Genomic DNA, 26,981 nt, shown 5'->3' with positions numbered 1-26,981 from the left:
GGACATAACTAAAATGTTTAACTGAAAATACGAACAATGCATTATTATAGGGTTATATATCCGAAGCGATTTATATGCACCAACTTTAATTATTTCTATTTAGTTATCGGATTTCTTATTGATAAAAACACTTTTGTCCCAGCCTCTTCTTTTATACCTAGATTTAATTAGTTATTAGCTTCTCTATATGCACGGCACATGCTTTGTATTCTGCTGTTCCTGAAATTGGATCATATTTATCAAGTGTCAGACTATTTGTTGGAACATCTGCCCAATGAAAGCTCATAAATACTAAGTCCGGCTGTACCTGGTCTGTGACTTTTACTTTAACTTTCACTTGACCACGCCGTGAACGAACTATAACCCAGTCCCCCGTAGAAACATCTAATTTCACAGCGTTGTGGGGATGCATATCAACAGTTTCTTCTGTTTGCTTTAATTTAATATTATCTGGATAATACTTTGTTTGAGTATTCGTGTTATATGGTTCGTATCTTCTTCCTGTTGTCAATGTAAATGGATACTCCTCATCCGGCAACTCCAATGGTGGTGTATAGGATACAGGGGTAAATGGTGCTTTTTTGGAATCAAAATTATAAAACTCTGTATGGATTATCTTTGTCCCAGGATGATCCTCCGTTGGACATGGATATTGGAGACCATTTAATTGATCTAATCTCTCGTAGGACATTCCACCGTACATATGACTACACAAATCACGTACTTCACTCCAAATGTCCTCAGAGGTTTCATATTCCATAGAATAGCCCATTTTTTCAGCTAGTTCCACAAAGATTTTCCAATCATCCATTGCTTCTCCTGGAGGATTAACGGCTTTCCTAACTCGTTGTATTCGACGATCCGTGTTTGTATACGTCCCTTCCACTTCAGCCCACCCTTTTGCAGGGAGGACGACATCGGCCAACAAAGCAGTTTCTGTTAAGAAGATATCTTGAACCACTAAGAACTCGAGTTTTTCTAATGCTGCCTTCGTATGGTTTTGATGAACATCTGCCAGGATCGGGTTTTCCCCGATTATATACAGGCCTTTCATAGCCCCATCGCTCATTTTTTCTAACATACCTGTTAATGTTTTACCAACAAAAGGGTTTAACGATACTCCCCAGGCCTCTTCAAACTTCTTACGTGCATCCTCATCCGTTATTGACTTTGCGCCAGGAAGCATGTTTGGGAGGCAGCCCATGTCTCCGGCACCTTGCACATTATTTTGTCCCCGTAAAGGCATAATCCCTGTGCCCTCTCTACCGATATGACCAGTGAGGAGGGCTAGGTTAGCAATATCAAAGACATTATTTACACCGCAATGATGTTCCGTAATCCCTAAAGTATAGGCAATCATACCTTTTTTTGCGTGGGCATATGCTTTGGCAGTTTCATAGATATCTTCCTTGCTAACTCCTGTTATATACTCCACCTTTTCTGGAGTATAATGCTCGACCTTCTTTTTCAATGCATTAAAATTTAAGGTGGAGCGAAGAACGAAGTCTTTGTTGTACCAGCTCTCACGAATAATAATATGCATCATCCCGTTCATAAGGGCAATATCACTACCTACCCTCAGGGGCAAATGTCTTTTAGCCACCTTTGTTATGTCTGTTTTTCTAGGGTCAAATACATAAAGCTTCATGCCTTTCTTTGCGGCTTTTTTTATTCTATTGGCAATGATAGGATGAGCTTCTGTTGGGTTTGAACCCATTAGCAAAAGGACGTCTGTTAGTTCAAAGTCATCAATAGAGCTAGTAGGGAATCCGCTTCCGAGAACAGTCGCCAGACCGGCGACACTAGGAGCGTGTCACGTACGATTACATCCGTCAATATTATTTGTGCCCAATACAGCACGGGCAAATCTCTGGGTTACAAAATTTGTTTCATTGGTTGCCCTTGCACAGGCAAATACAGATACTGTATCAGGGCCATATGTTTCTTTTATAGCTGTCAGCTTTTCAGCAACATAGGTAAGGGCTTTTTCCCACGTTGTTGGCACAAGCTCATTTGTTTCTAAGTCTCGTACTAATGGTGTCCTCAGCCTATCAGTAGAGTGTATATAGTGATAACCAAAAGCACCTTTAATACATGTCTGACCTTAGTTTACCGGTGCGTCCTTGTCCCCCCGAGCACGCACAATTTGGTCCTTTTCTACTTCTAGTACTAATCCGCACCCTGTACCGCAATAGGCACATATGGTTTTTACTTCTCTTTTTTCTCCCACACTTTCCCTCTCCCTTCTTCTATCCCCAAACATAAATGTAAAGGCTTACAACATTATTTTAACAAATTATAAATAGGTAAAGTATGGAGATTTTAATAATTGTAGAAACTAGAAGCTTTCGTTACAATAATAGGAGAGACAAGGAGGGTGTACGACTTGCAAAACATCGGTTTAGTACTTGAAGGTGGCGGATTACGCGGTGTTTATACTGGAGGAATCCTAGAATATTTCCTTGAAAATGATATTCAATTTCCTTATGTAGTTGCTGTATCCGCAGGTGCGTGTAACGCTGCTTCATATATATCTAAACAGTTTGGAAGAAACCAAGCTGTTACTGTCGATTATGCTGGGCACCCAGAATATATCTCTTTTAAAAGATTAATCAAACATGGGGAATTTTTTAACATGGACTTAATCTTCGATACCATTCCAAATATTGAAAATCCCTTTAACTATGAAGCATTCTTTAAGTCCCAGCAAAAGTTTTATATAGGAACTACCGATTGTAAAACAGGAGAAACGATTTATTATGAGAAAAATGAAATTAAACCAGATTTAAATAAAATACTGCGAGCATCCTGTTCGTTGCCGATGATTTCACCAATAGTAGAATATGGCACGCGTCCACTCCTAGATGGGGGAATTAGTGATCCGATCCCTATCGGCAAATCTATGGAGGATGGAAATGAAAAGCATGTAATCATTTTAACCCAGTGCGAGGGCTATATTAAAGAACCTGTTAAGCGAGGGAAATGGTGGTTCAAGAGAAAATATAGAGATTATCCAGGCCTAATTGATATAGTGGAGAGAAGAGAGAAGATTTATAATGGGAGTATCCAAATGGTTAACGAATTAGAGAAGGAAGGAAAAGCCTTTGTTTTTCGTCCAGATGATTTAAGGGGAGTAAATAGAACGGAGCGTAGAAGAGAAAGGTTAAAGGATTTATATGATCATGGATATGAACATGCAAAAAAGCGTCATAAAGAGCTTCTTCAATTTATTAATCAATAATGATGTATATTAGGTAGAGGAAGTTGAAAGTCTTTCATTGGTTTTGCTGTTCGTCCTGGTTTTGTAATAGACACAATAGCTTAATGACTAATATCTTAGAGAGGATGAAATACTTTGATCAAATTTAGTAAGCCTTCAGTCGAACAGTTTTTTCGTACGTACAATATTACGAATTTTACCGTAACAGACAATGAGGAGAAGTTATTATTTTCCAGTAACCTTAACGGAAAAATGAATGTGTGGGCACTGGATATGGAGAGGGGATATCCATACTTGTTTGCACATACGGAGCAAGCTTGTAGTTTTCTGAAAGCAGACCCTAAGATGCGCTATGTTTTAGGTGGGTTTGACCATGATGGAGACGAAAACTATCATATTTATGCTTTTCCTTATGAAGGTGGACCACCTAAGGAGCTTATTAAGGCAGATAAAAGTGATAAGTATTTCTATGTTCATTTGAGTGAAGATGGCTCTCGATTATACTACATAACAAGTAAAGGCAATCCACAATTTTTAAATGGTTATGTATATCATATGGAGGAAGACCGCCATGAACAGTTATATTCTGGGGAGGACGCTTCCACTTTTGTTTATGCTGTTTCAGCGGACGAAAGATATTTAGTTTTGGTAAAGTTCTATGCTAATACCTACAAAGTTGGATATCTGAAGGATTTGAAAACAGGTGAAATCAAGACTCTTTCACAAGAGCCAGATAGGGTTCATGAATTTGCAGGTGCTACTTTCGTTTCGGATGATGAACTGTTATTTATTACAAATGATGAATCAGAATTTAATTATGTGGTGAAATATCATATTCCAACTGGGACTCAAGAAAAATATATGGAATTTGAAGATGAAAGTGTAACTTCAATACAGTGGCATAAGGATTCAAAAACGCTATACATGGTAACGGAAAAGGGAGTAGAGGACTACATTTATCGATTCGCTGATGGCGAATCTACACCAACGGAAGTCCCTTGTCCATTGACATCCTTAGATTCTGTGAAGGTGGCCAAAAGCGGTCGTGTCTATGTTTTAGGACGAAGTGCCGTTGAGCCATTTAATATTTACGCTTCAACTCCAGAAGGTGATTGGACTAAGCTTACAGACAACCGTGTTTTAGGGATATCTCAAGAAGATATGGTAGACCCAGAGGTCGTTTCTTATTCCTCCTTTGACGGTAAAGAAATTGAGGCCCTTTGGTTTAAGGCAAAACCAGAACAGGATAATGGCCATGTTATTTTCTGGCCTCACGGTGGACCACAGGCAGCGGAAAGAAAAATGTTTCGTGCCATGTTCCAATGCTTCTTAAATCGAGGTTATTCCATCTTTGCCCCTAACTTTAGGGGAAGTACCGGCTATGGCGCAACCTTTAAAAAATTAGTAGAACAAGACTGGGGAGAAGGACCTCGACTTGACTGTGTAGCTGGTATTGAGTGGTTGTTTGAAACTGGTAAATGTGATCGTGACCGCCTTTTTGTTCTAGGTGGAAGCTATGGTGGTTACATGACTTTACTCCTTGCTGGTCGTCATTCTGAATATTTTAGAGCAGTAATCGATATATTTGGTGTATCTAATTTATTCACTTTTGTTAATTCCGTACCGGATCATTGGAAACCAATCATGGAGCGTTGGGTTGGGGATCCTGTCCGTGATAAAGAACGTTTTGAAAAGGACTCTCCAATTACTTACTTAAGCTCCATGACAAAGCCTATGCTAGTCATACAAGGGGCTAATGATCCACGCGTGGTAAAGGAAGAATCAGATCAAATTGTTGAAGCATTACAAAAACAAGGTACAGAAGTAGAGTATTTGGTTCTAGATGATGAAGGACATGGTTTTTCGAAGAAGGAAAACGAAATTAAAGTTTATAAGCAAATTTTAGATTTCCTTGAGAAACATCGATAGGATTAGAGTTAAAACCAGCTGAGCGAAAAGGCTCTTAGCTGGTTTTAATGTTGGTCATCAGTAATAAAAGCTTTTATGGCGACCAAAAGGAGAGTAGGAGCATAAAAAAGTCACCTTGAAAGTATTATAGTGCACACTAGGTTAATTGTTACACGATAATAACTCCTCCAACTCTCATTATGAAACAATTTATTATATAATGTTAAGGTGCTATACATAAGGAGTTGAACTAAAGTGAATCGTAGCAAAAGCTATCGTTTACTCATTGTATTATTGTTCTTTGCTTTCATCAGCTTAATTTCTAGATCATTGATCTATTTAATAATTTCATTAACAATAGCTATTCTGATTATATTACTTTTAAGTAAGGATATAAGGAAAAAGGGATCTACAACAAGGGTTGGGAAGGAGACCCCTCCCACCGAAGGAAAACCTCAAAAGGGACAGGTAACAAATTTTATCCTGTTAATCGGCGGAATAGTTTTGATTGCCTATGGAATAACAGGCTATTTCCATACAGGATCCACCTTTGCACAATTTGGACTAATGATTAATGATCCATTTTTTCTTATTTTAGCAATGGCCATTGGTGGACTAATAACTATTTACAGTTTTATAGTTCTGTTAAAAAAATACCTTGAAGCGTAACAATATAGTAAATGACTCATGGGAATACAAAATCCATTGAGTCATTTTCTTTTCAATTTTTTATTTTTTTTGTATAATTAATACTTAGAGAGGCGAAATAAAACTTCAAGAGAAGGTGTTTACAATTTCATTAGAAAAACGTAATTTGCTGATCATGTGTATCGCAAATTTTTTTGTGGCAGCTAGTGCAACGATGGTTTTACCTTTTTTATCACTGTATATAGAGACCTTTGGAAATTACTCGGACGCTTATGTACAAAGGTGGGCAGGCTTTGTATTTGGTATTACCTTTCTAGTAGCCTTTGCAGTATCTCCATTCTGGGGAAGGTTTGGTGATAAGTTCGGCAGGAAGAAAATTCTCCTTATCACTGGATACGGAATAGCGGCAAGTATTTTTATTATGGGCTATGTTGAAACAGTAGCAGGGTTGTTTATCCTAAGGTTCTTCATGGGTATAGTTACCGGCTTTATTCCCGTTTCAATGGCACTAATCTCGGCGCAAACGAAGAAAGAAGTAGCTGGAAAAGTAGTAGGTACACTGCAAATGGGAACCGTTTCAGGAGGTTTAATTGGCCCACTTATGGGAGGGGCATTAGCCGATACCTTTGGTTTCACCTACACATTTATAATTACAGCCATTGTAATCAGTGCTGCAACTACTTTTGTAGCCTTTGGAATAAAAGAAGTAATGGCAAAAGAAGAAAGTAAAAACGAAAAAAGAAAACGGAGTATGGCAGAAGTTTTCAAGATGGTTTTCCAAAATCCCGTGTTACTGATGATCATGATTATATCTTTATTAATACAGACAGCTAACTTCAGCATCCAACCACAATTGGCCTTGTACGTAAATCAATTAATGGAAGGGGAAAACATTGCATTTTTGGCAGGGTTTGCCTTCTCCGTAACTGGGTTAGGCAGTTTGTTAGCCACAAGAGCTTGGGGAACACTAGGAGATAAAATTGGTCACGAAAAGGTTCTATTAATTTGTTTAATTTTAGGGGCACTGTTCTTTTTACCACAAGCCTTCGTAACGGAAATATGGCAGTTGGTTGTATTGAGATTTCTCTTTGGAATTCAAATTGGTGGAACAATCCCATGTGTAACAGCTTATATAAGACGTACCGTGCCATTATCCGTACAGGGAGAAGTTCTTGGTTATAATCAAAGCTTCCGTTTTTTAGGAAATGTTACAGGACCTGTTACAGGCGGAATTATCTCCAGTACATGGGCAATATCATCCGTATTTTATTATTCCACAGTACTCCTTGTAATTGCAGCTATTTCCCTAGCAGTCGTATTAAAAAAATATGCATCATTGTCCCTAAGTAAAAATGATTTATCTGCTTGATAAATTGCTCAAGGAAGCCTTTCATACTGTTTCACAGGACAGGGAATCTCATGATAGAATGAATAATAGTATTAAAGTTTTTTAAGGGGCTGGGGCAAGCGTGATTTTAACAAAAAAAGAGAAGAAGCTGTTAATAAGGGTTTTAAAGAAAGAAAAGATGCGTGTTTTCGGATTTAAGGAAAATAAAGATGAAGTAAATGAATTAATTGCTAAACTAGAACAAAACGTGAGAAATGAGAAAGTTAATAAGGTAAAGCCATCAAAACTATAACAAGCAACATTCAAGCATGAATGCTTGAATGTTGCTTTTCTTATTGTATAATTAAAGCGGTTGATTTGTTATAGTGATAAAACGGAAATGGAGTGTTATCATAGGTGAAAAACTTTTGGAATACAATCGTGGAACATGACAAAAAAACAGTACTTATTTTGACGGTAGTTATTGTTGGACTAGTAACATTATTATCTTTTATTCCGCCATATCAAGGTGAGCTCCCAAACTGGGTAAGGCAGCTTCCCTTATTGAACGCCACCTTAAATAGCTTCACATTTATTTTTCTATTATTAGCATTAGTCTCTATCCTAAAAAGAAATATAACGTTACACCAGCGGTTTATTTATGCTGCGTTCACAACCACAACCTTTTTTCTTTTATCTTATGTGACCTATCACTTCTTAGCTGAGTCCACTACATTTGGGGGAACAGGCCTTATTGCAGGAGTATATTATTTCATTTTAATAACGCACATCATATTAGCAGCTGTTATTGTTCCGTTAGCGTTAATGAGCTTTTTTTCAGGTTATAAAGATGAGAGACCACGTCATAAAAAATGGGTTCGTTGGACTATGCCGTTGTGGCTGTATGTGAGTTTAACAGGTGTCCTTATTTATATATTGGTATCCCCATATTATTAAAAAACGACTCTTCCTCCTTGTCCTACAAGGAGGATTTTTTATATTGGACCCTCATAGCACAATCCTTTCATGGGTACCCTAAACTCAAGTTATTATAGCAGAAGCTAAAACAAAGGAGAGTAGTTTCATGAGATCCCTCAGACGTCTGACAATTGCTTTTAGTATTGTATTACTTACAGTACTAGGGCTATGGTTTATATCAGATCACCAAAATGGAGGAGAAATGGCAGAAGAAGGTGATTCCGTATTACAAAGTGCCATGAGTGAGATTATGGCAGAGGATTTATCCCTAACTATTCAAATGTTCCTTCATCAAATTGAGGATGATTTAGAAAGATGGGAGAAGGAAGATTGGTCAAATGATGAATTAAAGGAAAAAATGACGGAGGAAATTGAAGAACATCCACATGTGAATGGATTTGTTCTTTATTCTAATGGTGAAGAGCTTCAAAGAATTGGTGAAGTTACTGCTTCCGAGCCTAATGAAATCCTTCACTACCAAAAAGGAAATGGTGCCAGTATCTCTGATCCTTTCATTGAAAAAGGGAAGAAAAGGCTCCTTATTGGCGCAGGTGTTGAAGATCTTTCCTATATTGCAGAAGTTGATTTGTCGTTCATCGAAGGGTATGTAAAGGATATTGCCTCTTTAGCAGATGCAAATGGTCAATTCTTTATCGGTGAAGATGTTGATGTTTCATTGTCACAGGAGGAAGCGAATTTACCTTATGCAAAGACAGAAGTACCAGAAATCGGCTGGAACTTATATGTACAAAGTGATGCCCCAATGGAGGAGGAAGAACATTTTAAAAAAGGAGAGCTTATTATAGAATTAGCAAAGAATATTAATAGGGAACAATGGGCAGCGGAAAATGAAGTGGCCATCATTGACCAATTTAATGGGAAGATCATTATTAGGGATACTAACCGTTCAACTGAGGAATTAATGGAACTTTGGTCAAATGATCCTTCCATTATGTATATGGAACCTAACTATATGTACTCGAAACAGCACGTAACACGTTCATCAAACAGGCGAAGTGTTCCACATTATTTCGGTAGGTTTGATGGTTTTGAAACGCCTAACGATGAATTTTACGAGCCGTATCAGTGGAATTTAACACAAATTTTTACGGAACCTGGTTGGAACATATCCATAGGGGAGAGAGGCGTGCCTATCGCCATCATCGATAGCGGTATCGATCCTGATCATAAAGATTTAGCTGCAAAAATAACAGACGGCTACAATGCCTTTGAAGATAATGGGGCTTATGAAGATGATAATGGCCATGGGACACATGTGGCTGGAATAGCTGGGGCTATAACAAATAATATGGATGGGATTGCTGGCGTGTCATGGTATAACCCTTTATTAGCGGTAAAATCCTTAGACCATAATGCAGAAGGAAGTTCACTGTCCATTGCAAAGGGAATTGTTTGGGCAGTTGATAATGGTGCAAAGGTAATAAATTTGAGCTTGGGAGACAGTCATGATTCCGATATTATGTACGAAGCAATTAAATATGCCTATGATAAAGATGTTGTTTTAATTGCAGCTTCAGGTAACGATAATGTAGATACGCCAATGTACCCTGCTGCATATGAGGAAGTATTAGCTGTCGCGGCGGTAGATCCTCACAGGGAAAAAGCGGTATTCTCCAATTTTGGTTATCATATCGACGTAACTGCTCCTGGAGAACATATTCCTAGTACCTATGTAGGAGATCAATATGTTATTATGAGCGGGACTTCTATGTCTGCCCCACATGTAGCTGGGTTGGCAGGATTAATCCGTTCCCTCGATCCGAATTTAACAAATGAGGAGATTTACGATATTATTTGTTATACCAGTGATGACCTCGGAGTGGAAGGATACGACCCATACTATGGATTTGGTGAAATAAATATCCAAAGGGCTCTTGAAGAGGTAAGCATAAGCAGAAATTAATATAAAATAGGGAAAATGAATGATGGGTGTGTCATCCATTTGGATAACACACCCATCATTATATACATCGTTCTATGTTTGTTGTCGAAGAAGATATTAAGAGTTCTGTGCTTGTTGTATTTTTTGCTGATAAATAATAATAAGCTCATCTAATTCTTCTGAGCAGCGCAGCGTATCTTTTGAGGATAAGCCAGTTAGTTTTGCTATATATTGAAGTTCTCTTCTTTTGCGTTCAATTTCACATTGGATGGACATAGGCAGGAACACTCCGTCTTTGTTGTACTGTATTCCTATTATCGTACAAGCTTAAAGAAAGTGAAATAGTTTCCCAAAAACTTGTCAATTTCCAATTAAAAATGTCACAATTCGACAAATTAGTATTCTATTTCGTCCACATCTTTAGGATGAATAGAACGCTCTTCCTGTATATATACCTGATAATGGAATCTTACACCATTATTTTTATCTTCTTTAAAAGAAGGATGTTTTGTTTTACTTAATTTATACTTTTTTGGCACGTAAATCACTCCTTTAATTTGTTGATTATCCTTATGTTAAACAAAAATAAAGGATTTAATGAGCAACGTGCCTAAAAATCTTGCTGCTTTTGTAGTTGTACAAATTTATAGGCAAGAATGGCCAGGTGCAGATTCAGGCGATCATTCGGAGATTGCAAGCTGAGACCTGTTCTTTTTTCAATTTGTGAGAGGCGGTACTTTAATGTATGTCTATGAATATAAAGGGAGGAGGAAGTTTGCTGTAAGTTACAGTTATGTGCTAAAAAGGTTTCTAAAGTTAAAATTAAATCGGTTCGATGCTGAGTGCTTTGTATAAGGTTTCCTAAATAATTTTCATAAAATCCCTTCAAGGAAATACCTCCTTCTTGCATTTTTAAAAGTACTTGATAAAAGCCAAGCTCATCAAAGTGAACAATATCAGATCCTTTCAAAAGTAAGGGAGAATATTTAACGGCATTTTCAGCTTCTTTTGCACTAAGAGATAGATGATCTAGCTGCTCATAGGGATTACCTATTCCTATCATTAGTTTTTCTGAAAAATGCTTACACCAGCGATCCTTTATCAATGCAGCCAATAAACGTAATTGATCCTTTTCCTTTGATTTTTCCCTCATATTAGTCTCTATTAAAGCAGTTAAGGAATTGAACTTAGGTAAAAGTATGTGTTGCCGATTCGTTCTATAAAGTGATTGTGAAACAACATAATGTAAATGTTGACTTAAACTCTCTGAAGTTTTCAAAGGCCTATCATCAGCAAATACCTTCAAGTAAAAAACTGAATGGGTTTTAGTAAGGTCGAAACCAAGTTTTTTACCCCGTTTTATTGCATTATCTTGATTAAGAAACTCTTTTTTTATAATCTCCTCCACCAATTCTCCTTGAAGACCTGCGCGTGTTTCTTCAATTGCATATTTCTTTACTAATTCAATCCCCACTAATGTAGATACATGATCCATAAAAATATCATCCATATCTGTCCATATACTCTTCTTTTGAACAGCTAATAAGTAACCGTACATAAAAGACTCTGCCTTGATCGGTGAACAAAAACAATAAAATCCTTTGATAGGAAAAGCTTTTATTGCCGTTCCACCGTCGTTGCTGGTCCTGAATAATTTTTCAAGGTCGAAGGATTTATCCTCGATGAAGATTTTATTTTCTCTAATTTCGATTTCCTCGTGTATATTTGTAGATCCTTGTAATTGATTAATGTCGTCAAAGACAAAGATGCTGGCATCCATTAAATTACTAACTTTCCATAACACTTCATCTAAACCGTCATTATTTAATGCTAATTTTGTCATTTCCTTATGAACATTTAAAGAATTCTTTAACAAATGCATCTGTTGATTGCCAATTTGTTCAACAATTGCCTTTGTAATGGTGGAAAAATTTATAGTGGTAGGGATTTCAATTAGGGGAAGCCCTTCATCGTCAGCTTTTTGAATAATTTCAGGTGGAATCGATTCTAGATAAAAACCGGTATAAATAGCCATACCAGATAACACCTTTAATTGAATCAACTTAAGCAAACGCTCTCGGTAGTTTTCGTTTTTTTCTAGACCAAAGCCAGTTGTGACAACAAACTCCCCAGAGTGAAATCGACTTATATCCTCAATGATTTCTATCGTTGTAACCCATTTGATCGAATTTTCAACGCCCCGGTCCCCAGCAAGTAATTTCGTTCCCTTTAATGCAGGAAGTTTCAATGCTTCATAAATGGTTAACAATTAGTCCACCTCATCCTAAAGGATTTTTTATACAGAGTGTATAAAAAACAACAACGAATTTTCAGTCAAAAGAGAGAATAGTCAGACAATTGAAGTTTGAATACGATGGAAGTATAGGCAAGGAAAATCATTTAAATATCCATTGCCATGTTTTACCCTTCTTTGTCTTTTATTTTAAATGAGGGAGGTGCTATCTGTGAATAAAAGTTTCTTAGTGAAGCCCTTTTTAGACGAAGATTACCCTATTGCTGAATATGGTAAAGGTATTTATCTATACGATTCTGAAGGAAAAGAATATATAGATGGATCTAGTGGTGCAGTAACAGCAAGTATTGGTCACGGCGTTCTAGAAATTGCAGAAGTAATGAAAAAACAGGGAGAAAAGGTGTCCTTTGTGTACCGGTCTCAATTTACAAGTACACCTGCAGAAAAGCTTGCATGGAAGCTAAAGGATTGGGCTCCAGGTGATGTAAATTGGTCTTTTTTTGTTAATAGTGGATCGGAAGCAACAGAAACAGCATTGAAGGTAGCCATTCAGTATTGGCAAGAAAAGGGGCGCCCTACTAAAACAAAGATCTTATCTAGATGGATGAGTTACCACGGTATAACTTTGGGGGCATTATCTATGTCCGGTCATGAAGTGAGAAGGGCGAGATTCGTTCCCCTATTGGAAGATTTTCCAACAATAGACCCCCCGTATTGTTATCGCTGCCCATTTGATCAGAGCTATCCAGAGTGTCAGTTAAAGTGTGCTAATGAATTAGAACGTGCTATCTATCGTATTGGGGCTGATAACATTGCTGCGTTTATTGCCGAACCTATTATTGGTGCTTCAGGAGCGGCTGTAGTACCGCCAGATGGTTATTATGAGAAAATTCGTGAGATTTGTGATCGTCACGAAATATTGTTTATAGCCGATGAAGTGATGACAGGGATAGGGAGATGCGGGAAACCATTTGCCATAGATTATTGGAGTGTAGTCCCGGATATAATTGCCATTGGTAAAGGCTTAAGTGCAGGTTATACCCCCCTTGCAGCTACGATGATAAGTGAAAAAGTAATGGAACCTATCAGATCAGGGTCAAAGCTAATTATGAGCGGTCATACGTATAGTGCTAACCCTCAATCTACAGCTGTTGGATTAGCAGTTTTAGAATATATGGAAAAACATATGCTTGTGGAACAATCAGAGAAAAAAGGAAATTATTTAATAAATCAGTTAACACAACTGCAGAAAAAATACCCGATCATTGGTGATGTAAGGGGGAAAGGCCTTTTAACTGGAGTGGAGTTTGTGTCTAATATTTTCAACAAACTTCCATTCTCTGAGGAGGTAAATGTGACAAATGCAGTGGTCAAGAAATCTATGGAAAAAGGCTTACTCGTTTACCCGGCATCTGCAGGCTTGGAAGGAATGAGAGGGGACGCTATTATTGTAGCCCCACCACTGACAATCAAAAAGGAAGAAATAGATAAACTGGTCTCTATTTTTGAAAATGTCATAAAAGAAATCCAAGATGAATTACAAATCCAAGGCTATTTTCATTCGGTCATTTGAGGAGGACTTGGGAAATGGTAACGAAGCTGAAAAAGGTAGTGTCCATAGAAAAGGCAGGTCAATGCATTAAAAACGGAATGACTATAATGGCTGGGGGATTTGGGGGAGTAGGCAATCCACCCACCATTATTGATTATTTACTAAAAAATAATATAAAAAACTTAACGTTAATTTGTAATGACGCAGGCTTTCCCCATATCGGTGTTGGAAAGTTAGTAACGGATAAGAGATTAACGAAGTTAATTGCAAGCCATATTGGTTCCAATCCAAACGCTGGAAAGCAAATGACCAATGGGGAATTAGAAATAGAGTTTTCACCCCAAGGAAGCTTAGCAGAACGGATCAGGGCCGGAGGTGTTGGTTTAGGTGGAGTCTTAGTAGATGTTGGTGTGGGGCACCCCTTTGTGGAAAAAGGGAAGGAAAAAGTTACCGTTAACGGCCGACAGTTTTTAATAGAGACTGCTTTAACTGCAGATGTGTCCATCGTTTATGCAAAAAAAGGGGACCCCTTTGGCAATTTAGTTTACGATACGAGTGCTAGAAATACAAACCCACTTGTGGCTATGGCAGGGGACATAACCATTGCTGAAGTAGAACAAATCGTGGATATGGGAGAGTTGGACCCGGAGGAAATAGTAACTCCAGGTGCCTTCGTAGATTATGTGGTTCAAAGTGAAGGGGTGAATTGGCAATGGGCATGGGAAGAGAAGTGAGGCATTCTATTGCCAAGCGAGCGGCACAGGAAATTATGGATGGAATGATTGTCAATTTAGGAATTGGAATTCCAACCCTTGTTGCTGATTACATTGGGGATAAAGCAGTAATGTTTCATGCAGAAAACGGAGTCCTCGGAACAGGACCTAGTCCTATAAAAGGGGAGGAAAATCCTAATTTATGCAATGCTGGGGGTTTTCCCATTACAACTGTAAAAGGGGCAGCTTATTTTGACAGTGCTACCGCCTTCGCCCTCATTCGCCGCGGCTTATTGGATATGACCATTTTAGGAGCTTTAGAAGTAAGTGAACAAGGGGATTTAGCCAATTGGATTGTACCGGGAAAACGGGTACCTGGAATGGGAGGGGCGTTAGAGCTTGCGCAAAAGGCAAAAAAGGTTATTGTCTTAATGAACCAAACGGACAAGAATGGTCATTCAAAAATCGTAAAGGAATGTAAGTTACCTGTAACGGCAAAGGCATGTGTAGACATGGTAATTACAGACATGGCAGTGTTTACAATTTCTGATCAACAGTTAGTTCTTGAAGAAGTGTTTGCCCCATTTTGTGTGGAGGATGTATTAGCAAAGACCAACGCTTCCGTTGTCATAACGAATAAACTGTTGAAGGGGGATATAAAATGACTAGAAACGAGCTTATCCATAACTGGATGATAGATCATCAGTGGAAATTAATTGGAATGCTGAAGACAATGGTGCAAGAGCCTTCTACACAAATGAATGAAGCAGGTATACAGTATTTAACAAAAAAATGGCTCCAGGAATTGGACTTTGAAGTAGATATGTGGGAACCAAGGGGAGAGGAGTTAGTAAAACACGAAGCCTTTATTTCTGCAAGGGAGTCATTTGTGGGAAGCCCAAATGTAGTTGGAGTAAAAAAAGGGAAAGGAAATGGCCACTCCATTGTTTTGAATGGGCATATTGATGTGGTGCCAGAAGGGGATTTAACGAATTGGGAGGAGGACCCTTATTCAGGAACCTATAAGGATGGAAAAATATATGGACGAGGTTCCACTGATATGAAGGGTGGAAATGCCGCAATGCTCTTTGCTCTCAAGGCCCTTAAGGATCTCGATCTTTCGATGAAAGGCGACATTATTTTTCATAGTGTTATAGAAGAGGAGAGCGGCGGTGCTGGAACGTTAGCGGCTATTTTAAAGGGCTATACAGGGGATGCAGCAATTATTCCTGAGCCTACGAAAATGAAAATTTTCCCAAAGCAACAAGGGTCTATGTGGTTCCGCCTTTATGTTAAGGGGGCATCTGCCCATGGGGGAACTCCTTACGAAGGGGTAAATGCCATTGAAAAAGCACAAACAGTCTTAATAGCCTTAAAGGAATTAGAAAGGGTTCGTAATAATCGCATAACGGATCCGTTGTTTTCTAAAGTACCTATCCCGATTCCTATAAATGTGGGCGTAATAGAAGGGGGAGATTGGCCTTCATCCGTACCCGATCTTGTGAAAATTGAGGGGAGATGTGGCATTTCCCCTGATGAAACAGTGGAGGCAGCAAAAGAAGAATTTAGAGAATGGGTCAAGAAATTAGGGGAAAAGGATGATTGGTTTCAGAAACACCCTGTCAAATTAGAATGGTTTGGGGCACGTTGGTTCCCTGGTTCCATCGAGACAGACCACCCCCTTATGAGTTTGTTAACTAGTAATTTTGAAAAGGTAATGGGTAAAACGCCCGAGGTAGAAGCAGCTCCGTGGGGAACAGATGGAGGATTATTAACCGCTGTTGGCAACACACCGTCCATTGTATTTGGACCGGGTATCACTAATTTGGCCCATTACGCCAATGAATATATTGAAGTGGAAAAAGTACTCCAATGTGCCGAGATAATTGCAAACACTGTTTATGAGTGGTGTAACCGGGAAAAGGAAGGGAGAGAATGGTCGTGAGAAAGAAAGACGCTATAAAACCTGTTATTCCTGGTCCTAAGGCTAGTGAGCTTCTTGAAAGAAAGGTAAATAATGTTCCAAGGGGCCCTTTTAATACTGCATCCACCTTTGCGGCTAAGGGAAAGGGAGCAATCTTAACAGATGTAGATGGTAATAGATTTATAGATTTTGCAGGGGCAATAGGGTCACTAAACGCGGGACATTGTCCACCTGCAGTAGTTGAAGCTTTAAAGAAGCAATTAGACAACTATTTGCACCCATGTTTTCACGTGATGATGTATGAGCCTTATATTGAGTTAGCAGAGAAATTAAATAAAATAACCCCTGGGGAACATTATAAAAAGACTTTTTTCCTAAACAGTGGAGCAGAAGCAGTGGAAAATGCCGTTAAGATTGCAAGGAAATATACGGGTAGAAAAGCCGTTATCTCTTTTGACCGTGGCTTTCACGGTAGAACGTATATGGCCATGTCCTTAACTAGTAAGGTAAAACCGTATAAGTATGAGTTCGGCCCCTTCGTAGGGGAAACGTATAAAATGATGTATCCGTATTATTTTCGCAAGCCAGAAGGGATGACCAATGAAGAGGTGGACCAAGAATGTATCCGCAGATTAGAAACCTTCTTTCTCTCAGAAGTGTCTGCAGAAGAGACGGCGGCCATCATTGTAGAACCTGTTCAAGGGGAAGGAGGCTTTGTGGTTCCAAGTAAATCATTTATCCAAAAGGTAAAGGAGATTTGTGAAAAGTATGGAATAGTATTTATTGCAGATGAAATTCAAACAGGTTTTGGCAGGACTGGTCGAATGTTTGCCTCCGAACATTTTGATGTGGTACCAGATATCATGACCATGTCCAAATCCATTGGCGCCGGGCTTCCCATAAGTGCAGTAACGGGACGTGCAGAAATCATGGATGCTCCAGGTGTTGGTGAAATTGGTGGTACCTATGGCGGAAGTCCCCTCGGTTGTGTTGCTGCATTAAAGGTTATCGAGATGATGGAGACGGAAGGTTTACCTGAAAGGGCAAGGGAAATTGGGGCCATGGTAATGGAAGCATTTCATCGGTTTAAAGATAAGTTCGAAGAGGTAGGAGATGTTAGGGGAATAGGTGCAATGAATGCCATGGAGTTAGTGGTGGATAAGAAATTAAAGGAACCTAACAAAGAATTAACACATGAAATAATTCAAGTTTGTATTCAAAAGGGATTAATAATTATGGGAGCGGGGCTATATGGTAATGTATTACGGGTGTTATCTCCCCTTGTGATAAAGGATGAGGAACTGGAAGAAGGTTTAGAAATACTCGAGTCTGTGTTAGACGTCTTATGTACTAGAAAATAAATTCTAGCAGCTAATGGATGTGATGTTATGGAAAATCAGTGGGAGCTGGATAGACAAAATGATAGGATAGTAGCTTATTTACCAAGTATGGAAAAGGGAGAATTGATGGAAATATTTACCCGGTTTAAAACTGAGTCACTTGGAAAACTGATTATTTTTTCCTTAGAAAGGGACAGTAAGGGGTTAAGTGAACTGGGCTTCCAATTTGAGGCGGAGATGTCTGGATTTTTTCAAGGGAAAAAGGCTTGTATCTTCTCCTATTATGGAAATGAGAGAAGGTCCGCATCAAAGACTGCGTCTGAAAATAAAGAGGTAATGGCACTTGTTCAGATGGATAGCAAGGATCTTTCTAATTTGATAATAACTAATTTTTCAGTAGAGTTGGTGGGGGATACGGAATGGAATGATTTAGCTGAGTTATTTGAAATAGTGTTCCCCGTCTATCCAACGGACATTTATGACCCAAATTACTTAAGGAAAGCGGGAGAACAGAATTATACATTTATAGTAGCCAAAAATGAAGCAGGAAAAATTATTGGTGCTGCCTCAGCTATGGAATCTGGCTATGGAAGTGCGGAAATAACCGATTGTGCAGTTCATCCAGATTATCGTGGAAATCAAGTTTTGTACGGTATCATTTTAGCTCTCGAAAAGGAATTGATAAAAAAAGGAATCTATCATGCCTATTCCATTACAAGGGCCAAATCCGTGGGAATGAACTTGACCGTTAAACGTTTAGGTTATGTTTACGAAGGGACTTTAACCAATAACTGCGTCATTTCCACTGGATTCGAGGACATGAATGTTTGGACGAAGAAACTCGAAAAGGAACCCAAAAAGGAACCCAAACTTTAACTGTTGGGTTCCTCTTTATTTAAAATCTGGCTTCTTTCTCAAACTTTGTTGCAGCTTGGAGAAGCGGAAGGCGGCGACTCCAGCGCCTAGAATTTAAAATAATTCTTTTTTAATAGCTTTGGCTGGTTCATAAATTGTTGATAGGTAAAGGAATTAGGAAGTTTCTCTGTATCAATGAGCATAAATTGATCCTCTATTTCATCAATTATATCATCGTCAATATAGGTCATTTCACAGTTAGGACATTGTATGGAAGGGACATTGGTTATCTCCACTGCCCTTGTTCCATCTGGGAGTTCCCAAAAAGCAGTTTTTTGGGCCTCAACTGCTCCTTCATGTTGACACCAGTTACAAATCAATATTGAACGCCTCCTGTATTGTTTGATGTCTGTTCTTTCTTTTCGGACTCCTTCATACGTTCAAGCTCTTTTTTCCATTTTCTTTCCTTCATTTTATCTCTTTTCTCACGCTGATTTTTTAAAGATTGATGGGAAATGTCCTGTTCGTAGCTTTTGCGTCTATCTAACCGTTTCAGCCCTTCAGGAACTAAATGAGACTCATCGTCATTCATTAATGCTGAAATACCAACCCTTTTCTTTTGTTTCTTCTCGTAATAGGAATAGAAATAATCTTCTGCAGTTCCAGGGGTATAATTTTGTGGCTCAGGATAGGAGGTAATAACTCCTTCAAAGTTCCTTAGCACCACTTTATCGTGACTTTGAGAGATTAAATAATTTGGCTGCAACGTAATTTTTCCACCTCCGCCAGGGGCATCCACGACAAATTGTGGCACAGCGTATCCTGAGGTGTGGCCTCTTAGGCCTTCCATTATCTCCAATCCTTTTGATACTGGCGCTCGGAAATGCCCAATTCCTTCTGATAGGTCACATTGATAAATATAGTAAGGTCGTACCCGAATCTTCACTAAGTCGTGCATCAACTTCTTCATGATTTCCACACTGTCGTTAATCCCAGCTAGAATAACTGCTTGGTTCCCAAGAGGGACTCCCGCATCTGCCAACATTTCACAAGCCTTTTTAGATTCTTCCGTAATTTCCAGCGAGGTATTAAAGTGGGTGTTAAGCCATACAGGATGATATTTCTTCAATATATTACATAGCTTTTCTGTGATTCGCTGCGGGAAAACCACAGGGGCCCTCGTCCCAATTCGGATAATTTCCACATGATCAATAGCACGAAGGTTTTTTAAAATATATTCAAGTATTTGGTCATTTATTAATAAACCATCTCCACCTGAAATTAAGACATCCCTTACCTCAGGTGTATTTTTAATATATTCAATTGCCCCGTCAAGCTGTTTTTTCGGTACTCCCATGCCAATTTGCCCAGAGAATCTCCGACGGGTACAATAGCGGCAATACATGGAGCATTGGTTAGTTACGAGAAATAAGACGCGGTCTGGGTAACGGTGGGTAAGACCAGGAACAGGGGAATCATCATCCTCTGATAGGGGATCCTCTAAGTCATATTTTGTTTTCTTAATTTCTTCAGATACGGGAACAGATTGCATACGTATTGGACAGCGTGGGTCATCGGGATTCATTAATGATGCATAATAGGGTGTAATGTTTAAAGGGATCGTCTTTGTTGATATGCGAACTCCTTCTTCTTCCTCGGGTGTTAAATGAATGACCTTTTTTAAATCATCTAATGTACGGATTGTGTTGGTTAATTGCCACATCCAATCATTCCATTTTTCTTCGGGAACATCCTTCCATAGTTCGATTTCTTTCCAATGTCTAGCTGGTTTATATAAATCCATCTTCATTAATTTACCTCCTCAAAGGTGCAAGTTAATTACTTTTATAATAATGCAAGTTTCGTGCCAAATTTAGAATAAGGAAAATGAAGGTTTTTCTCTTAAAGGGGAATAAAAAAACGCCGAAAATCCGGCGTTATGTTTAGAGGTCGTATTTGGCTATTTTATATTGCAATGTTTGTCGAGGAATTTTCAGGAGCCTAGCAGCTTTATTTACATTTCCATCTGTTTCTGTCAGTTTAGTTTGGATCAGTTCCATTTCAAGCCTTTCAACGGCATCCTTCAATCCTAGTCCTTCCATTAATGCAAGGTGATGGTGGGTTTTATTTTCATGGGAAACATGTGCTATTATTTCCTCTGGTAAGTCATCTTGTTGAATATAGGGGCCATCCACAAGGTTCATGGCTGATTCCACACAATGGCGTAATTCACGAATGTTTCCTGGCCAATGATAATTTTTAAAAATAAGTAAGGCATTGTTTTCCAATCCATAAATTTGTTTATGGAATTTATGGTTAAAGTGTTCTATAAAGGAGACTGTCAATTGTTCTATATCTCCCATCCTATCCCTTAGAGGTGGGATGGAAAGGGAAACAACATTTAGCCGATAATACAAATCCTTTCGGAGAGTTTCCTTGTTTAATAGCTTTTCGGGTGTCTCATTTGTGGCTACTAAGATACGTACGTCCGTTTTTACACTTTTATTTGAGCCAACTCTGCGGATTACCCCATCCTCCAACACACGTAAGAGCTTCGCCTGCAAATCGTATGAGAGGGTATGTATTTCATCTAAAAATAAAGTCCCCCCATGGGCTAATTCAAATAATCCTTCCCTGTTTTCCGCCCCTGTAAAACTCCCCTTTGTAGTACCAAATAACGTACTTTCCAATAATGTTTCAGGTATGGCAGCACAGTTTTGAGAAATGAAAGGTCCGTTTTTTCTAGGGGATGCTTGATGAATACTTTGTACAAGGAGTTCCTTTCCAGTACCTGTTTCTCCGTAAACAAAAATAGGGGAGGAGGTTTGTGCTACTTTTTTAGCCTTAGTTATCAAACGCTTCATATTCGGGTCGTTCGTAATGATGTCTCGGAAACTATAAGAAGCCTGATTATCATTAATCTTTTCGGCTTTATTTTGACGGCGGTCAATTTTTGTTTGCAAATCAATAAGTTTATTAGAGAGCTCCTTGATTCTAGAATAATCCTTCGCAATTTCTACTGCCCCTAATACTTTATCATTTGTGATTATAGGTATCGTGGTGTTTACCGTATCAATTAGTTTTCCCCTAATATTCCGATACGTTTGATGACGATTGTAAATAGGTTTCCCAGTTTCAATGACTTTAAGCATTGTGCTCGTTTGCGGTGAAAGTGAGGGGAAAACTTCCAGTAAGGGCTTCCCAATGACTTCCTCGCTTTTTAAACCGTCATGTTCGGCAGCAATCTTATTGTAATAGATAGTGATTCCACGACTGTCCACCACATGAATACCCTCATCAATACTGGAAAGAATCGCCTTTAACATTTCTTTCGTGTCAGTTTCTGATGCAAACAAAAGAAATTCCCCCTTTTGTACTGCCGAAAAATCGTTGGGCGGTGCCTGAATTTCGGCATACCGATACTAGTATCATACGCTTATTAATCTTGTCCCATCAAGGAAAAAAAGAGCATAGCAAAAGGTATGTTTATAACCTTTTGCTATACCCTTGCAATTAATCTTCCAGTGTGGAAAGGTCACCAGTTGGTTCATTTAATTCCCAGGCTTTTAATACTCGGCGCATAATTTTTCCACTACGGGTTTTTGGCAGCTTTTCCTTGTATTCGATCTCACGGGGAACAGCATGAGCAGATAGCTCATTTTTTATAAAGGCTTGGATTTCTTCCTTCAGGTCTTCACTATACTCATAGCCTTCCCTTAACGAGATAAATGCTTTAATAATCTGACCGCGAATTTCATCTGGTTTTCCAATAACACCAGCCTCCGCAACGGCAGGGTGCTCCACTAGCTTACTTTCGATCTCAAATGGACCGACACGCTCACCAGAGGTGTTAATAACATCGTCATTTCTTCCTTGGAACCAGAAGTAGCCATCCTCATCACGATAAGCCGTATCACCAGAGACGTACCACCCCTTAATAGCGAAATACTCGTTATATTTCGGTTCGTTTTTCCAAATTTTCCGCATCATGGACGGCCAGCCAGTTTTTATAGCTAAATGACCCATTTCATATGGTGGCAGCTCTTCCCCTTTGTCGTTGATAATTGCGGCTTCTACCCCTGGAATAGGTTTACCCATGGAACCAGGTTTAATAGGCTCCGATTGGTAGTTACAAATGAGCATGGCACCAGTCTCTGTCATCCACCATGTATCATGAATGCGAAGCTTATAGACATCATAGCCCCATCGTACTACCTCAGGATTTAGAGGTTCACCAACACTTAAGATATGGCGAACAGTGGAGAGGTCATATTTCTTGACCGTAGCTGGGTCAGTTGCCATAAGCATACGGAAAGCTGTCGGTGCACTGTACCAGACGGTTACTTTATTTTTCTCAAGGGTCGCGTACCAATCATCCGGAGAGAAACGCCCACCCCTGACAACATTTGTTACCCCATTCAACCATGGTGCAAAAATACCGTAGGAAGTCCCTGTCACCCAGCCGGGATCCGCTGTACACCAGTATATATCGTCTTCATTTAAGTCCAACACCCATTTGCCAGTTTGATAGTGTTGCAGCATGGCATTATGGACATGGTATACCCCTTTAGGTTTACCGGTGGAACCAGAGGTGTAATGGAGGATTAGCCCATCCTCTAAGTCTACCCATTGAATGGCTGAATCGTCTGTTGCAGCAGCTTTCATTTCTTCAGCGTAGGAAACGAATTTATCGCCTGTTTCATTGTGGGGGCCGACTAGAATAATAGTTTCTAAGTGAGGGAGCTCCTTGTGCGGTACCCTCGTAAGAAGTTCAGGAGTCGTAACAAGGACCTTCGCTTCACTATCCTCTAGTCGTGCCTTCACCGCATCCTTCATAAAGGCTTCAAATAACGGTCCCACAACAGCACCAACCTTAATTGCACCTAAAAGAGAAATATATAATTCCGGCGTTCGTGGCATAAAGATGAAGACCCGGTCTCCTTTTTGGACATTAATGTTTTTAAACATATGGGCAGCTTGATTTGTTTTCTCCTTCAGTTGTGCAAACGTATACATTTCGTCGCGATTAGCATCGGAATAGAGAAGTGCTGCCTTGTCGCCGCGACCTTCCTCCACATGCCGGTCAATTACCTCATGAGCCATATTCACTCTTCCTGTTTTTGACCAAGAAAAAACTTTTTTCACACCTTCCCAGCTGAAATTGTCTCTCGTTTGGTCGTAATCTTTAAGCTGGTAATCTCCTTTTTTCGGTTGTAATATTTCCATTTGTGAGCACCTCCTAAAAAATTAACCTTTATTGTACCAATTTACGTTAATCATAAACGTAATATTCAGAAACTTCAAATTATAAGTTTGGGGTTTTAAGGAGGGGTTTGTAATTTAACCTTCGCCCAAAATGCGCGTTTCCAAAACAAAACAAGAATGCTTCTGGTAAACATATTTGTCCAAAACGTACAATACAGATGGTTTTATAGAGGTCCGCACTTGTACCTTATTTTAAAGAAGGAAAAATAACACTATGAATCTCTTTTTTCCTTGATTTTTTCACAATGGAATTGTACGGTGAATTTGATATATTGTTTTTATTATATTTGAAGGTGTTCCACTAGGGTAAGTTTAAAAAACTACTAAAATTTAGACAAGGTCTAGATGGGGGAGGAATAGAAATGGATTTTTTAACAGTGCTTGTGTTGATTGTTATTGGATTTGTGTTATTGAGAATTGTAGGTAAAATTCTTAAGTTTGTTATTGGGGTTGGAATTGTGGGACTGATTATTTATGTATTAGCAACTCAATTTGATGCTGCAGCAGTTTTATTAAATATAACTGTTTAATGTACGGCCATTATGGGGAAGTTTATTAAGAAGAATTACATAGGAGGCGATACCTGTGAAGACTCGTATCGAAAAGGATACCCTTGGAGAAGTTGAGGTTCCTGCTGATAAATGGTGGGGAGCACAAACACAACGCAGCCTAGAGAATTTTAAGATCGGTACAGAAAAAATGCCGAGTGAAGTGGTGGAAGCATTTACTATTTTAAAGGAAGCTTGTGCTGCAGCAAACCTTCGCCTTGGAAAGATCGAGGAAAAGAAGGGTGCAATGATTCAAGAGGTCTGTAAAGAACTCAGGGAAAGTGGAGAAGAAAGCCTTACACATTTTCCACTGGTCGTTTGGCAAACGGGAAGCGGCACCCAATCGAACATGAATATGAATGAGGTTGTTGCTCGTCGTGGAAATGAAAAATTAGCCGACATTGGAGAAGAACTTCGCATCCATCCAAATGATGATGTGAATCGATCCCAAAGCTCTAACGACACCTTCCCAACTGCTATGCACATTGCTGCCCTTAAAAGTGTAAACGAGCGATTACTTCCTTCATTATCACGCTTAAGAACTTCCATTCAGAAAAAGAAAGAAGAGTTTAAAGACATTATTAAAATCGGCCGCACTCATTTACAGGACGCAACTCCTTTAACCTTAGGTCAGGAGTTCAGCGGATGGGAGCATATGCTAATTAAATGTGAAGAAATGATTAAGGAATCTTCGGAGCACCTACGTTATCTTGCCATTGGCGGTACAGCAGTGGGGACAGGAATTAACGCCCACCCGAAATTCAGTGAGTATACTTCGGAGGAAATTTCCCGAATTACTGGAGAGCAATTTTACTCTTCCAAAAACAAGTTTCATGCACTAACGAGCCATGATGAAATCACCTATGTTCACGGTGCTCTCAAAGCACTAGCTGCTGATTTAATGAAAATAGCCAATGATGTTCGTTGGCTGGCAAGCGGCCCTAGGTCCGGGATCGGGGAGATTGCTATCCCTGCTAATGAACCGGGAAGCTCTATAATGCCAGGAAAGGTAAATCCAACACAAAGTGAAGCATTGACCATGGTAGTTTCACAAATATTCGGTAATGATGCCACTATTGGCTTTGCTTCAAGCCAAGGTAATTTTGAATTAAACGTATTTAAGCCTGTGATCATCTATAATTTCTTGCAATCAGTGAGATTACTCAGCGATGCGATGGATTCCTTTAACGACAAATGTGTGGTGGGGATTGAGGCAAATAAAGAAGTTATCCAAGAGCATATGAAGAATTCTCTCATGCTTGTTACTGCATTGAATCCTTACATTGGGTACGAAAAAGCGGCGGAAATTGCTAAGAAGGCTTTCCGGGAAAAAACTACATTAAAGGATGCAACTCTAGCATTAGGCTATTTAACGGAGGAAGAATTTGACCAATATGTGGACCCAGCAAAAATGATCCACCCATCAGAATAATTAATTTCAAGGTTCAGCTAAACCCTTTGAAGGGAATGCAAGCTGAGCCTTTTATCATATGGGGCATAGTACCCTTAATTCTCTGGGAATTAATGGACAATTATAAATTTTCTGTGGTACTGTTGAAAATGGAGGAGGCGGCTTATATGAAAATTTTCGACTTACATTGTGATGCTTTATTGAAGCTATGGGAGGATCGTAATCGTTCTTTTACGAATCACCCTATTTTAGAAACCAATTATGAAAGGCTGCAAACAGGAAAGGTACAATTACAGTTTTTTGCCATATTCCTTTACCCAGAACACCCGAGTGACCAAAAATTCCAGTATGCACTAGAGCAAGTAGATCTTTTTCATACGGAAGTAGTTGGTAAACACGAGAAAATAAAGAAAATTTCTCAATGGGAAGATATTGGTCAATTAAAAGATGGTGAAATTGGTGCTGTACTTACATTAGAGGGAGCAGATGCCTTCGGGAATGATTTAATGAAATTGCGAACCCTTTACCAGTTAGGTGTAAAATCTATTGGACTTACTTGGAACAATGCTAACCTCTGTGCAGATGGTGCAGGTGAACCACGAGGGGGCGGTTTAACAGAGTTAGGTTTCGAAGTAGTTAAATTAAACAATGAAAATCGTGTGTTAACGGACGTATCCCACTTGAGTGAAGCTGGATTTTGGGATGTGATTAAATCAGCAGATTACCCTGTAGCAACCCACTCTAACTCCAAAACGATCTGTGATCATCGACGGAATTTAACAGATGAGCAGGCGCAAGCACTTTTCAACAAAAATGGTTTTATTGGATTAGTTTTTAATCCACCATTTATTTCAGGTGAAGAGGAAGCCACTATTGATGACTTACTAAGACATGTGGATCACTTCTGTGAGCTTGGTGGAAAGGAACATATTGCATTCGGCTCAGACTTTGACGGGATTTCTTATTATGTAAAAGATTTGGAGAATGCAGGAAAATATCAAACCTTAATAAATGAACTTCAGAAAAGGTATAGTGAAGAAGAGGTTAGGGGATTTGCCTTTGAAAATATCTTAAAAAGCCTACCTTACAAGTAATCTTTCAATATAAAAACAAAACAGCCAACCATAATCAGGGT

25 protein-coding genes are annotated in these 26,981 nt (G+C 39.0%); 16 read left to right on the top strand and 9 right to left on the bottom strand.

Going from position 1 to position 26,981, the window contains the following annotated elements:
- Nucleotides 1-163: 163 nt before the first annotated feature.
- The gene (gene fdhF / locus J2S74_RS12685; RefSeq protein ID WP_307326200.1) at nt 164-2,047 is read right to left on the bottom strand and encodes a formate dehydrogenase subunit alpha; all 1,884 of its coding nucleotides are present in this window, start codon (nt 2,045-2,047) and stop codon (nt 164-166) included.
- A gap of 57 nt (nt 2,048-2,104) precedes the next feature.
- A complete protein-coding gene (locus J2S74_RS12680; RefSeq protein ID WP_307326162.1) occupies nt 2,105-2,230 on the bottom strand; it encodes a hypothetical protein in 126 nt (41 codons plus the stop codon).
- Nucleotides 2,231-2,377: 147 nt separating this feature from the next.
- On the opposite strand from J2S74_RS12680, the gene J2S74_RS12675 reads away from it, so the two are divergent.
- The 7 genes from J2S74_RS12675 to J2S74_RS12645 all read left to right on the top strand — a co-directional run bounded on the left by J2S74_RS12675 (nt 2,378) and on the right by J2S74_RS12645 (nt 10,005).
- A complete protein-coding gene (locus J2S74_RS12675) occupies nt 2,378-3,241 on the top strand; it encodes a patatin-like phospholipase family protein (RefSeq protein ID WP_370876006.1) in 864 nt (287 codons plus the stop codon).
- A gap of 114 nt (nt 3,242-3,355) precedes the next feature.
- The gene (locus J2S74_RS12670) at nt 3,356-5,149 is read left to right on the top strand and encodes a S9 family peptidase (protein ID WP_307326160.1); all 1,794 of its coding nucleotides are present in this window, start codon (nt 3,356-3,358) and stop codon (nt 5,147-5,149) included.
- A 234-nt stretch (nt 5,150-5,383) separates the two neighbouring features.
- Entirely contained in the window at nt 5,384-5,797 is a 414-nt protein-coding gene (locus J2S74_RS12665) for a hypothetical protein (RefSeq protein ID WP_307326159.1), read from the top strand.
- 154 nt (nt 5,798-5,951) lie between these two features.
- Nucleotides 5,952-7,145, top strand: coding sequence for an MFS transporter (locus tag J2S74_RS12660; RefSeq protein WP_307326158.1), 1,194 nt, complete (start codon nt 5,952-5,954; stop codon nt 7,143-7,145).
- Between the two features lie 100 nt (nt 7,146-7,245).
- The gene (locus J2S74_RS12655; RefSeq protein WP_307326157.1) at nt 7,246-7,416 is read left to right on the top strand and encodes a hypothetical protein; all 171 of its coding nucleotides are present in this window, start codon (nt 7,246-7,248) and stop codon (nt 7,414-7,416) included.
- A 104-nt stretch (nt 7,417-7,520) separates the two neighbouring features.
- Nucleotides 7,521-8,060: a DUF420 domain-containing protein gene (locus J2S74_RS12650; protein ID WP_307326156.1), complete on the top strand. Its 540-nt coding sequence runs from the start codon at nt 7,521-7,523 to the stop codon at nt 8,058-8,060.
- A gap of 127 nt (nt 8,061-8,187) precedes the next feature.
- Entirely contained in the window at nt 8,188-10,005 is a 1,818-nt protein-coding gene (locus J2S74_RS12645; RefSeq protein WP_307326155.1) for a S8 family peptidase, read from the top strand.
- Nucleotides 10,006-10,101: 96 nt separating this feature from the next.
- On the opposite strand, the gene J2S74_RS12640 is transcribed toward J2S74_RS12645, so the two are convergent.
- From J2S74_RS12640 to J2S74_RS12630, 3 genes are all read right to left on the bottom strand, one after another.
- Nucleotides 10,102-10,260: an aspartyl-phosphate phosphatase Spo0E family protein gene (locus tag J2S74_RS12640; protein WP_307326154.1), complete on the bottom strand. Its 159-nt coding sequence runs from the start codon at nt 10,258-10,260 to the stop codon at nt 10,102-10,104.
- Nucleotides 10,261-10,379: 119 nt separating this feature from the next.
- Nucleotides 10,380-10,523 (bottom strand): hypothetical protein, encoded by a 144-nt coding sequence (locus J2S74_RS12635; protein ID WP_307326153.1) that lies wholly within the window; start codon nt 10,521-10,523, stop codon nt 10,380-10,382.
- Nucleotides 10,524-10,594: 71 nt separating this feature from the next.
- Nucleotides 10,595-12,253, bottom strand: a complete 1,659-nt coding sequence (locus J2S74_RS12630) for a PucR family transcriptional regulator (protein ID WP_307326152.1) — start codon at nt 12,251-12,253, stop codon at nt 10,595-10,597.
- 196 nt (nt 12,254-12,449) lie between these two features.
- On the opposite strand from J2S74_RS12630, the gene J2S74_RS12625 reads away from it, so the two are divergent.
- From J2S74_RS12625 to ablB, 6 genes are read left to right on the top strand one after another with little or no spacing between them, the layout of a single operon-like run.
- Entirely contained in the window at nt 12,450-13,811 is a 1,362-nt protein-coding gene (locus J2S74_RS12625) for an aspartate aminotransferase family protein (protein ID WP_307326151.1), read from the top strand.
- Nucleotides 13,812-13,825: 14 nt separating this feature from the next.
- Nucleotides 13,826-14,524 (top strand): CoA transferase subunit A, encoded by a 699-nt coding sequence (locus tag J2S74_RS12620; RefSeq protein WP_307326150.1) that lies wholly within the window; start codon nt 13,826-13,828, stop codon nt 14,522-14,524.
- Nucleotides 14,503-15,168 (top strand): 3-oxoacid CoA-transferase subunit B, encoded by a 666-nt coding sequence (locus tag J2S74_RS12615; protein ID WP_307326149.1) that lies wholly within the window; start codon nt 14,503-14,505, stop codon nt 15,166-15,168. Before J2S74_RS12620 ends, J2S74_RS12615 begins: the two co-directional genes overlap by 22 nt.
- Nucleotides 15,165-16,448, top strand: coding sequence for a peptidase (locus tag J2S74_RS12610; RefSeq protein ID WP_307326148.1), 1,284 nt, complete (start codon nt 15,165-15,167; stop codon nt 16,446-16,448). Before J2S74_RS12615 ends, J2S74_RS12610 begins: the two co-directional genes overlap by 4 nt.
- Entirely contained in the window at nt 16,445-17,788 is a 1,344-nt protein-coding gene (gene gabT / locus J2S74_RS12605) for a 4-aminobutyrate--2-oxoglutarate transaminase (protein WP_370876005.1), read from the top strand. The genes J2S74_RS12610 and gabT overlap by 4 nt, the downstream gene beginning before the upstream one ends.
- Before the next feature lie 27 nt (nt 17,789-17,815).
- Nucleotides 17,816-18,643, top strand: a complete 828-nt coding sequence (gene ablB / locus J2S74_RS12600; protein WP_307326146.1) for a putative beta-lysine N-acetyltransferase — start codon at nt 17,816-17,818, stop codon at nt 18,641-18,643.
- A gap of 86 nt (nt 18,644-18,729) precedes the next feature.
- On the opposite strand, the gene J2S74_RS12595 is transcribed toward ablB, so the two are convergent.
- From J2S74_RS12595 to acsA, 4 genes are all read right to left on the bottom strand, one after another.
- Nucleotides 18,730-19,005 carry a YokU family protein gene (locus J2S74_RS12595; RefSeq protein WP_370876008.1) on the bottom strand — a complete coding sequence of 92 codons (276 nt, stop codon included), beginning with the start codon at nt 19,003-19,005 and terminating at the stop codon, nt 18,730-18,732.
- The gene (gene kamA, locus J2S74_RS12590) at nt 18,999-20,432 is read right to left on the bottom strand and encodes a lysine 2,3-aminomutase (RefSeq protein WP_307326144.1); all 1,434 of its coding nucleotides are present in this window, start codon (nt 20,430-20,432) and stop codon (nt 18,999-19,001) included. Before kamA ends, J2S74_RS12595 begins: the two co-directional genes overlap by 7 nt.
- 133 nt (nt 20,433-20,565) lie before the next feature.
- Entirely contained in the window at nt 20,566-21,978 is a 1,413-nt protein-coding gene (locus J2S74_RS12585; protein ID WP_307326143.1) for a sigma-54 interaction domain-containing protein, read from the bottom strand.
- Between the two features lie 157 nt (nt 21,979-22,135).
- Nucleotides 22,136-23,848 carry an acetate--CoA ligase gene (gene acsA, locus J2S74_RS12580; RefSeq protein WP_307326142.1) on the bottom strand — a complete coding sequence of 571 codons (1,713 nt, stop codon included), beginning with the start codon at nt 23,846-23,848 and terminating at the stop codon, nt 22,136-22,138.
- Nucleotides 23,849-24,249: 401 nt separating this feature from the next.
- On the opposite strand from acsA, the gene J2S74_RS12575 reads away from it, so the two are divergent.
- The 3 genes from J2S74_RS12575 to J2S74_RS12565 all read left to right on the top strand — a co-directional run bounded on the left by J2S74_RS12575 (nt 24,250) and on the right by J2S74_RS12565 (nt 26,940).
- On the top strand, nt 24,250-24,417 hold the full coding sequence (locus J2S74_RS12575; protein ID WP_307326141.1) for a hypothetical protein: 168 nt from the start codon (nt 24,250-24,252) through the stop codon (nt 24,415-24,417).
- A gap of 55 nt (nt 24,418-24,472) precedes the next feature.
- Nucleotides 24,473-25,867, top strand: coding sequence for a class II fumarate hydratase (gene fumC / locus J2S74_RS12570; RefSeq protein WP_307326140.1), 1,395 nt, complete (start codon nt 24,473-24,475; stop codon nt 25,865-25,867).
- A 146-nt stretch (nt 25,868-26,013) separates the two neighbouring features.
- A complete protein-coding gene (locus J2S74_RS12565) occupies nt 26,014-26,940 on the top strand; it encodes a dipeptidase (protein ID WP_307326139.1) in 927 nt (308 codons plus the stop codon).
- Nucleotides 26,941-26,981: the final 41 nt, after the last annotated feature.

This window comes from Evansella vedderi (assembly GCF_030813435.1).
GTDB classification, from domain to species: Bacteria; Bacillota; Bacilli; order Bacillales; family Salisediminibacteriaceae; genus Evansella; species Evansella vedderi.
This window is presented reverse-complemented; position numbering and strand designations above follow the sequence as displayed.